This window comes from Luteibacter sp. (assembly GCF_036500425.1).
Classification (GTDB): Bacteria; Pseudomonadota; Gammaproteobacteria; order Xanthomonadales; family Rhodanobacteraceae; genus Luteibacter.
Window position 1 is genome coordinate 1 of the sequence record NZ_DASYCB010000035.1, and the last position, 9369, is coordinate 9369.

9 protein-coding genes are annotated in these 9369 nt (G+C 62.1%); 4 read left to right on the plus strand and 5 right to left on the minus strand.

From position 1 onward, the window contains the following. Positions 1 to 62: 62 nt before the first annotated feature. The 3 genes from VGN46_RS08675 to VGN46_RS08685 all read right to left on the minus strand — a co-directional run bounded on the left by VGN46_RS08675 (position 63) and on the right by VGN46_RS08685 (position 2856). Positions 63 to 980 (minus strand): MBL fold metallo-hydrolase, encoded by a 918-nt coding sequence (locus VGN46_RS08675; protein ID WP_331642750.1) that lies wholly within the window; start codon positions 978 to 980, stop codon positions 63 to 65. Between the two features lie 296 nt (positions 981 to 1276). Beyond that, positions 1277 to 1597 carry a hypothetical protein gene (locus VGN46_RS08680; protein WP_331642752.1) on the minus strand — a complete coding sequence of 107 codons (321 nt, stop codon included), beginning with the start codon at positions 1595 to 1597 and terminating at the stop codon, positions 1277 to 1279. 263 nt (positions 1598 to 1860) lie between these two features. Further along, positions 1861 to 2856 carry an aldo/keto reductase gene (locus VGN46_RS08685; protein WP_331642754.1) on the minus strand — a complete coding sequence of 332 codons (996 nt, stop codon included), beginning with the start codon at positions 2854 to 2856 and terminating at the stop codon, positions 1861 to 1863. Between the two features lie 197 nt (positions 2857 to 3053). On the opposite strand from VGN46_RS08685, the gene VGN46_RS08690 reads away from it, so the two are divergent. After that, complete coding sequence (locus VGN46_RS08690; RefSeq protein WP_331642756.1) at positions 3054 to 3947, plus strand: LysR family transcriptional regulator; 894 nt, start codon at positions 3054 to 3056, stop codon at positions 3945 to 3947. Positions 3948 to 4012: 65 nt separating this feature from the next. Here the strand turns inward: VGN46_RS08690 and VGN46_RS08695 are convergent, their stop codons facing one another. Then, positions 4013 to 4792 carry a hypothetical protein gene (locus tag VGN46_RS08695; protein ID WP_331642758.1) on the minus strand — a complete coding sequence of 260 codons (780 nt, stop codon included), beginning with the start codon at positions 4790 to 4792 and terminating at the stop codon, positions 4013 to 4015. A 263-nt stretch (positions 4793 to 5055) separates the two neighbouring features. Between VGN46_RS08695 and VGN46_RS08700 the strand changes: the two genes are divergently transcribed. Then, positions 5056 to 5706, plus strand: coding sequence for a glutathione S-transferase family protein (locus VGN46_RS08700; protein ID WP_331642766.1), 651 nt, complete (start codon positions 5056 to 5058; stop codon positions 5704 to 5706). Here VGN46_RS08700 and VGN46_RS08705 read toward each other — a convergent pair. Then, entirely contained in the window at positions 5703 to 6755 is a 1053-nt protein-coding gene (locus tag VGN46_RS08705) for a class I SAM-dependent methyltransferase (protein WP_331642760.1), read from the minus strand. The genes VGN46_RS08700 and VGN46_RS08705 overlap by 4 nt on opposite strands. Before the next feature lie 144 nt (positions 6756 to 6899). Here VGN46_RS08705 and VGN46_RS08710 point away from each other — a divergent pair, with 144 nt between their 5' ends. Beyond that, positions 6900 to 7493 (plus strand): pentapeptide repeat-containing protein, encoded by a 594-nt coding sequence (locus VGN46_RS08710; RefSeq protein WP_331642762.1) that lies wholly within the window; start codon positions 6900 to 6902, stop codon positions 7491 to 7493. A gap of 161 nt (positions 7494 to 7654) precedes the next feature. Then, the gene (locus VGN46_RS08715) at positions 7655 to 9310 is read left to right on the plus strand and encodes an OFA family MFS transporter (protein ID WP_331642764.1); all 1656 of its coding nucleotides are present in this window, start codon (positions 7655 to 7657) and stop codon (positions 9308 to 9310) included. Positions 9311 to 9369: the final 59 nt, after the last annotated feature.

The following is a 9369-nucleotide window of genomic DNA, read 5'->3' on the forward strand; positions in this document are numbered from 1 at the left end:
CGCGATGGGGGCTTGCGGCAAGGCCCATCGCGCGCAAGCGCGCTCCTACAGCAGCGGGGAGTTTAGAAATCCCAGATCACGGGGACCCAGCGGAATTTGTTGCCTTCCATCGCTACATGGCCTACGGAGGGAAACGGCAGGTGTGTCGCGACCAGCAGCGAGCGTTCTTCTGCGATGGTCTTCAATAGCTGCACGCGGACACGCGCGGCCTCGGCGGGGTCGTGTTCGAAGCCGTTGAACCATTCCGGGTGATCAAACGCGACCGGGAACAGCGCGTCGCCGGCGAAGGTCAGCTTATCGCCGCCCGAGGTCAGGTCGACCACGCAGTGGCCCGGGGTGTGCCCACCGGTGTGACGGGCGACGACGCCGGGCGCCACTTCGTACGTTTCGTGGAACGGCTGGATGCGGTCGCGATACATCTCAGCGAAAGCCTTGGCCGTCGCGCGGAGCACCGGCGGGACCGCCTCGGGCATCACGACCTGGCTGAAATCCGGCGATTCCCAGAACGCCAGTTCAGAAGCCGCGACATGGATGCGTACATCTGGACGCAGGCGCTCCTTCACGCCCTCGACGAGCAAGCCGCCAACGTGGTCCATATGCATGTGGGTGATGACGATATCCGTCACCGATGCGAGATCGACGCCGGCTGACGCGAGACGCTGCGGCACCTGACCCGCACGCGGGAAGCCGGGGAACTGCCCGCCCAGGCCAGCGTCGATGAGAATGGTCTGATTACCGGAGCGCGCCACCATCACGTTCAACGGCCAATCGTATTTATCCGGCGGCATGTACATATGGCCCAGCCAGTCGGATAGATCGGCGGGACGCGCATTGTGCGCCATCGTCACGGTAGGCAGCGGCAGCACGCCGTCGCTGACTACCAGCACATCGATATCGCCAACTTTCAGTGCATAGCGGGATGGAACGAGCTCTTCATGAGCGTGCGTGGCGGGATGCGCAGTTTTCGCTACGGCGGACATAATGAAACCTCCAAAGAGACGCCCAAGGCGGGCCGAACCCTGCGTTCCGGATGATCCGGAACGAGAACGGTAAACACCGGATGTCTGCATCGTAGGTCGCACTAGAGGGCTTCAGTAGCCCCGCGAGGTACGTCACTGTGTTGCCTCACACGCACCAAAAAAACCTTCACTTGCAAGAGCAAACCCCTCTTTGTAGGAGCGCGCTGCGCGCGACATCTTTCGCGAAAGAGCTCAGGCCCTGTGGCGGCGGGGCGAAAGATGTCGCGCGCAAGCGCGCTCCTACAAGGGCTTTGGATCTACGTACGCGCCTTCTCGGCGTATTCCCAGCGCAGGTTGGCATGCGCGATGGCGATGTGCTCCGTGCCTTCGCGAATCATCGCGGCCACGCCTTCGAGGGCGAGCGCGGTATCCTGGACATCCACTTCGTCTGCCTCATGCAGGAGATCGGCCAGGAGTTGTGCCGAGCTGCGTGAGTACTGCAGCCACTCCATCGCGATGTTGAACTGATCGGTCGAGGTCAGGTCCAGATCTCGTACGGGGTGTCCGTTGAGCGACACCATGCGCACGCGCCGCCCTTTTGCCTGGGCCTGTTCGTTCTGCGTTTCGTTATTTTCCATCACTCACTCCTTCGTCGTTGGCTTCATCGCCACGCCGTTTTAACGCAGCGCAAGGCAACGAAACCACGCTATCAAATCAATTTGCGGTTGTCTGTAGGCGGCGCCCGCGTCGTTGTGACAGATCAATCGTCGGCTTGTAGTCCTGACGCGTGATGCAGAGTACGTCACAGCTGAAACACGTCGCCACGCCGCATCGATGCGCATAAAAAAAGCGAGCCCCGAAGGACCCGCTTTATTGACAACACATGCCTTTCCGTCGCGCGTCAGCGACCCACCATCTTCATAAGATGTTCCGGATAACGATCACCGGTGATCGCGATCGCTGCGGCCGCTTTCTCAATGTTCGATAGCTCGGCCAACGAAAGTCGCACCTCGCTCGCTGCGTTGTTCTCTTCAAGGCGATGACGCTTCGTCGTGCCCGGAATCGGAACGATCCACGGCTTGCGCGAGAGCAGCCAGGCCAGTGCGACCTGGGCAGGCGTGGCTTTCTTCTCAGCCGCGATCGCCTTCAGCAGGTCGACCAGCTCTTCGTTGGCCTGCATTGCATCGGCAGTGAAACGCGGAAGAAGTTTGCGGAAGTCGTTGTCGCCGATCGGTGTCTCCTTGTTCATGGCGCCAGTGAGAAAACCTTTACCCAGCGGACTGTAAGCGACGAGGCCGATACCAAGCTCTTCACAGGCCTCGAGGATGCCATTGGTTTCCGGACCACGCGTCCACAGCGAATACTCATTCTGCAGCGCGGTCACCGGCTGCACCTTGTGCGCGCGGCGAACCGTCTCAGCGCCCGGCTCCGACAACCCGAAGTGGCGCACCTTGCCTTCAGCAATGAGATCTTTCACCGCACCGGCGACGTCTTCGATCGGCACATTCGGATCAACGCGGTGCTGGTAGAGCAGATCGATGGTGTCGATGCCAAGGCGCTTGAGCGAGCCTTCCGCGGCCTTGCGAATATGTTCCGGCCGGCTGGTGAGGCCGTTCTGCTTGCCGGTCTCTGGATCGATATCGAAGCCAAACTTCGTGGCGATGACGACCTTGTCGCGGATCGGCGCCAGCGCCTTGCCGACGACCACCTCGTTAGTGAATGGGCCATAGACTTCGGCGGTATCGAAGAAGGTGACGCCGAGATCGTAGGCGGCGCGGATCAGGTCGATGGCTTCGGCCTCCGGCGTCACGGTGCCGTAGCCAAAATTCAGGCCCATGCAGCCAAAGCCGATGGCCGAGACTTCAAGGCCGCTGGTGCCCAGTTGGCGCGTTTGCATGATGTACCTCGGGGGAAGGGAGTGTGGGGCATCGCCGCGTTAGCCGGCCTGCCGGTGAATGCCATGGATAATCTAGGCCTGGCGTGGCTTGTGAACTAGACAGGCAAATCGGCAAGGCCTTATGAAAGGCTGATATGAATCGTGCTCGCCGGTGCTAGCATCATCGGCACCCTCCCCTGCGGCGCCGCCCCACCCCGATGCGTAAGGATATCCAGGACATCATGGCCTTCATCGCGGTCGCCCGGGAGCGCAGTTTCACGCGCGCCGCGGCGAAGCTGGGGACCTCGCAGTCAGCGTTGAGCCACACGATCCGTGGGCTGGAGTCCCGGCTGGGCGTACGCCTGCTGACCCGCACCACGCGGAGTGTCGCCGCGACCGCAGCCGGCGAGCGCCTGTTGCAGACCGTGGCACCGCGGCTCGATGAGATCGAAGTCGAGGTGGATGCCTTAAGCGAACTGCGCGAGAGGCCCGCCGGGAACCTGCGCATTACGACCGCCGAACACGCCGCCAATACGATTATCTGGCCCGCGCTGGAACGCTTCCTACCGCAATACCCGGATATCTCGGTCGAAGTGGCAGTCGATTACCAACTGGTGGATATCGTCGCCGAGCGCTTCGATATCGGCATTCGCCTCGGCGAACAGGTCGCTCGCGACATGATCGCCGTGCCGATCGGGCCGCCGGTACGCATGGCCGTCATAGGCTCACCCGCTTACTTTGCGCGACGCAAGAAGCCAAAGACGCCACAAGACCTCACCGACCACGCATGCATCAACCTGCGCCTACCCACCCACGGTGGGCTGATGATCTGGGACTTCGAGAAAGACGGACACGAGGTGAAGGTGCGCGTCGAGGGCCAGGTCATCGCAAGCAGCGGCACCCAGATGCTGGATGCCGCACTACGCGGCCTCGGCCTCGGCTGGGTGCCCGAAGACATGGCCCTGCCGCACATAGCGCAAGGCACGCTCGCGCGAGTCCTCGAGAAATGGTGCGAACCCTTCTCCGGCTACCACCTCTACTACCCCAACCGCCGCCAGGGCGCACCCGCCCTAACCGCCCTGGTCGAAGCCCTCCGCTACAAACCCCTGTAGGAGCGCGCTTGCGCGCGATGGGTCCGCAGCAACGCCCCATCGCCCGCGCACCAAACGCGCTTACGTTAGCCCGCGGCGTTCTCCGGCACGACATGCACAGACACGGCAGAAGCATGAAGCGCAGCACGCGTCAGCTGGCGAAGAATGGCACCGAGCGCGTCCATGCCCGGATTACCCGCAGATGAAAGCATCCGATGAAGGCTCTTCGGTGGTGTTCCCGTGGCTTTCGCCATCCCCTCGAAACCCATAAGGCCGTGTGTGAGGTCTCGCATAACCATGCGAGCCGCACCCGTCTCGCCGTTTAGGAGCATGGTCGCAGCCTCATCCAGGAGGGCACCGGCAAAGTCAGGGTCGCTCCGGATCCGGTTCAAGATGGTTTCGCGATAGTCGACCGTCAATGCCATGGAATGAGTCCGCTCTGCCTGAGATAGATATAGTCGTTGTTGCGAGATGTCGTGCACGTGTGCGCCACGCGTTGCAATGAGAGGCCGCCCAGCATCCGCCACGAACATAGTCCGACGTCCTTCTCTTTTTCGTGCCTTGTAGTCACGAACGAGATCGCGCGCCAAGCCAATCGCCTCCTGCTGATCGCCCTTCTCACTACCGGCGATTAGAAGAATCAGATCATCGCCATCCTGGTGAATGTAGATGCGAAGTCCCGGCCCCCAATCGATACGCCACTCGGCGAGGCCTGCACCTAGTGACTTCAGGCCAGACGTATTCCCGTGGGTCAACTTATACGTAACCGCCATCACTTTAGCGGCAGCGACGGTACCCAACGTCTCCACGAACTTCCGGTAATAGTTGCGACCATCCTTATCGATAAACTCCTTTACGTGCGGCATCCATTGCCCTCTTTTGACCAGCGCATATAGTACCATATATGGTACTTAACATCAAGACGTCTAAGCAGGCTGTGGTCGGTTGCATCGACGTGCACCTTCTCACCCATTGCGGCCTGATGATGTGGCCATATAGGCCATACGCTGGACTGAACGGCGGCCACCCCTGTAGGAGCGCGCTTGCGCGCGATGGGTCTTGCTACCACCTCCATCGCGCGCAAGCGCGCTCCTGCAGGTGTATGGTCGCCGGACCGGGAGGACACATCATGACGATTGTTATTACGTGCTTCGAACACTCACCCGATGGCGGCAAGGGCCTGGCTCGGGATACCCGAGTACGCTGGGCCTTAGAGGAAGTGGGGAGACCTTACGAGGTTCGCGGGGTACCGTTTCCCAAGCTGAAAGAGCCCGAGCACCTGGCCAGGCATCCCTTCGGGCAGATCCCGGTCTTTGAAGAAGACGGCCTGGTCCTGTTTGAGTCGGGCGCGATTATCTTCCATCTCGCCGATCGCTATGGTGGCTTGCTTCCCTCCGATCCAAATGCGCGAAGCCGGGCGATCATGTGGATGTTCGCCGCGCTTAATTCGGTGGAGCCTTCGATCCTCGATCTGCAAAATGTGAAGTTCGCAGAGGGCGACAAGCCGTGGGCGGCGGATCGCCTAATCGTGGTGAAGGACCGGATTGAACAGCGGCTAAGGCAGCTTTCAGCACGCCTCGGCCATGCCGAATGGCTCGACGGAGAATTCAGCGCGGGCGACCTGATGATGGTGTCGGTGCTACTACGCTTGAAGCCCTCCGGCATGCTCAATGCATTCCCGACATTGGCCGCCTACGTGGAACGCGGTGAAGCGCGGCCGGCGTACCAGCGCGCGTTCACCGCCCAACAATCGTTCAATGCGGCATCGGCGCCGGCTTAAGGCCGCGCTTCCAGGACGATATTGAATGGCGTTTCGGCGGCCCGGCGCAGCTGGCTGAAACCCCCTTCATCGACGATGACCTTGCGCAGGCGTGCTTCACCTGCCTGGGCGCCGAGTGCCGGGCCGTGTTTCGCGAGTGATACGGGCACGCAGATCATGGACGAAGCCGCGTAGTACACCCGGCCGACGGGATTCAGGTTATCGGCGGGACTGTTACCGGCGAAGGGCTCGACGACCATGCAGGTGCCGTCGTCCTTCAACGCAACTCGTGCATGACGCGCCGCGCCGTTTGGATCGGCCATGTCATGCAGGCAATCGAAGAACGCGATCAGGTCGAAATCCCTGCCCTTGTAGCCCGCGGCATCAGCTTGCTCGAACGACACATTGGAAACGCCTGCTGCCTTGGCTTTCGCGCGTGCCGTGTCGATCGATGGCGCGTGATAGTCGTAGCCCATGAAGTGCGACGCGGGAAAGGCCTTCGCCATAAGCACGGTGCTGACACCATGCCCACAGCCGATATCGGCGACCTTGCCGCCACGGTTGAGCTTGTCGACCACGCCATCCAATGCCGGTAGCCATGACGCGATGAGGTGTGAGTTGTAACCGCCGCGGAAGAATCGCTCCACGCCATGGAATAAACACGGGTGGTGTTCACCCCACTCCATCCCGTTCCCGCTGATGAAGTTCTCGCGTACGCGCGGGTAGGTATGGAATAGCGCCCGTGCGATTTCATAAGCGCCGGGAAGGTCCACCGGACCCGCCGGATCGGCAAGGCACGCGGCCTGTTCTTCGCTAAGGTGGTATTTGCCCGAGACCGGGTCGAAGTCAACGTAACCACCGGCGGCCTGGTTACCCAGCCACTCGCGCATATAGCGCTCGTTGGTACCGGCACGATTCGCCAGCTCGGCGGGTGTCAGGGATTCCTTGGCCAGGGCCTTATACAGCCCGAGCTCGTCGCCGAGCAGCACCAGCACGGCGCTAAACGCCGCCCCGAGGTCGCCTACGGCCTTACCCAGGAACGCATTGAGTTTGTCTTCATTGATGGGCATGACCACGCCCTCCGCAACCAAGGGGTACGGCGAAACCTGCCATCAGCTCTCCCGGCCGGCCGTGGGGCGCGGAAGGGCTTGGGGAGTGTAATCCCGGTCAGAATCGGGAACAATTTCCGCGTTAGCTAATGAATGGACGAGTGCATGCTCACCGACGAAAGCGAGTTTTACCTGAAGGACTTCGAAGGCCTCGACCTTGCCGGCGAGACCCTCAAAGGAAAGACGTTCGAGTCATGCACGTTTACGCGTTGCTCGTTTACCGAAACCGTGTTCGACCACTGCAAATTCCTCGAATGCACGTTTCGTACGTGCGACCTGAGTAACGCAAGGTTGCCCGCGAGCAAGTTCCAGGCGGTCGCCTTTGACGAGTGCAAGCTGCTGGGCGTCGACTGGACGCGCGCGGACTGGCCACGTTACGCCGCGCCGGGGAAGTTGATGTTCCGCAAATCGAACGTCAGCTACTCAACGTTCTTCGGCCTGGACCTTCAGGAGACCGTGCTGGAAGAGTGCAAGGCGCATGGCGTGGATTTCCGCGATGGCACCTTCACCAAATCGAACTTCACCTACACCGACTTCAATGAAAGCCAGTTCGGGAAGACCCGACTCAGCGAGGTCGATTTCAGCGAAGCGACGCATTACCTGATCGACGTCCAGGCGAACGACGTACGCCGCGCCCGCTTCACCCGCACCGAAGCCTTCGGCCTGCTCTACGGCCTGGACATCGACCTGGTCGACTAGCCACGGCCCCTGTAGGAGCGCGCTTGCGCGCGATGGGGGGTTGCGGCAAGTACCCATCGCGCGCAAGCGCACTCCTACAGGATTCGACTAATGGCGACTTTGAGTTGACGCAATGACGTGGCAGTATCCCGCGCGGTGGTCCACACCCTGGGGGAACGTTGATGGATGAGGCAGTGAAGCGCGACGGCGAGCCGTCGGCGCGTGGTGCAGGTTCGGTCCTGGCGCGGGAAAATACGATCGCCGGGCCCCGCTTCAACCGCTGGCTGGTGCCGCCCGCCGCGCTGGCGATCCACCTCTGTATCGGCATGGCCTACGGCTTCTCGGTGTTCTGGCTACCGATGACCAAGCTGGTGACCGAGGCCAACCCGGCCCTCTGCGCCCAGCTCGGCTTCTTCGACCAGCTCTTCGCGACCGGCTGCAACTGGACGGTCCCGGCGGTCAACCACATCTTCGAAACCTTCATCGCCATGCTGGGTATCTCGGCAGCGATCTGGGGTGCCTGGCTTGAGCATGCGGGTCCGCGTAAAGCCGGCTTCATCGCCGCCCTGTGCTGGGGTGGCGGCCTGGTTATCGGTGGCATCGGTGTATCCATCCACCAGCTATGGCTGGTCTACCTGGGGGCGGGTGTCCTGGGTGGCATCGGCCAGGGCCTGGGCTACATCACCCCCGTGTCCACGCTGATCAAGTGGTTCCCCGACCGGCGCGGCCTCGCCACCGGCTTCGCGATCATGGGTTACGGCGGCGGCGCGATGATCGGTGCCCCGATCGCCGTGGCCCTCATGCAAAAGTTCTCGCAGGATGGCGTCCCGGGCGTGTCGACCACGCTGATCGTGATGGGCGTCATCTACTTCGTGGCCATGAGCCTCGGCGCCTTCGGCTTCCGGGTGCCGCCCTCCGGCTGGCGACCGCTGGGCTGGACCCCGCCGGCCGAATCCACCAACAAGCTGATCACCCACCGCCACGTGCACCTCAACCGCGCGTGGAAGACACCGCAGTTCTGGCTGATCTGGGTGGTGCTGTGCATGAACGTCACGGCGGGTATCGGCGTGCTTTCCATGGCCAGCCCGATGTTCCAGGACGTGTTCGGTGGCAAGTTGCTCGGCCTGGATAGCGCCACGGTGCTCAGTACCGAGCAGAAGGCGGCCATCGCTGCCTCAGCGGCCGGCCTTGTCGGCCTCATCAGCCTGTTCAACAGCCTGGGCCGGATCTTCTGGGCCTCGATGTCGGATTTCCTCGGCCGCAAGAAGACCTACTTCATCTTCTTCGCCCTCGGCATCGTGCTCTATTGCACCCTGCCTTCGCTGGGCCATGCGGGCCTGGCCGGCATGTTCGTCATCGCGGTGTGCGTGATCCTCTCGATGTACGGCGGCGGCTTCGCTACCGTGCCGGCCTACCTCTCCGACCTGTTCGGCACGCAGATGGTCGGCGCGATCCACGGCCGCCTGCTCACCGCATGGTCCGCCGCCGGCCTGATCGGCCCGTTCCTCATCGCCGCGGTACGCCAGGCCCAGCTCGACGCGGGCGTGGCCAAGAACCTCGTTTACGACCGCACGCTATACATCCTCGCGATCCTTCTCCTCGTCGGCATGATCTGCAACCTGCTGGTGAAGCCGGTGAAGGAAAGCGACCTGATGACCGATGCCGAACTCGCCCACGAGAAATCGCTGCAACGCGAAACAGCCGCCGTATCGGCACGCGCGCAAGATGCCGCACGCGGATCGTTCGGCGTGGTCGGCATCGTGGCCTGGGCGCTGGTCGGGATTCCGTTCCTGATCGGTGTGTGGATCGCAGTAGGCAAAGCCGCCGCGTTGTTCTAACCCGCAACCCTGTAGGAGCGCGCTTGCGCGCGATGGCTCTTGCCGCAAGACCCATCGCG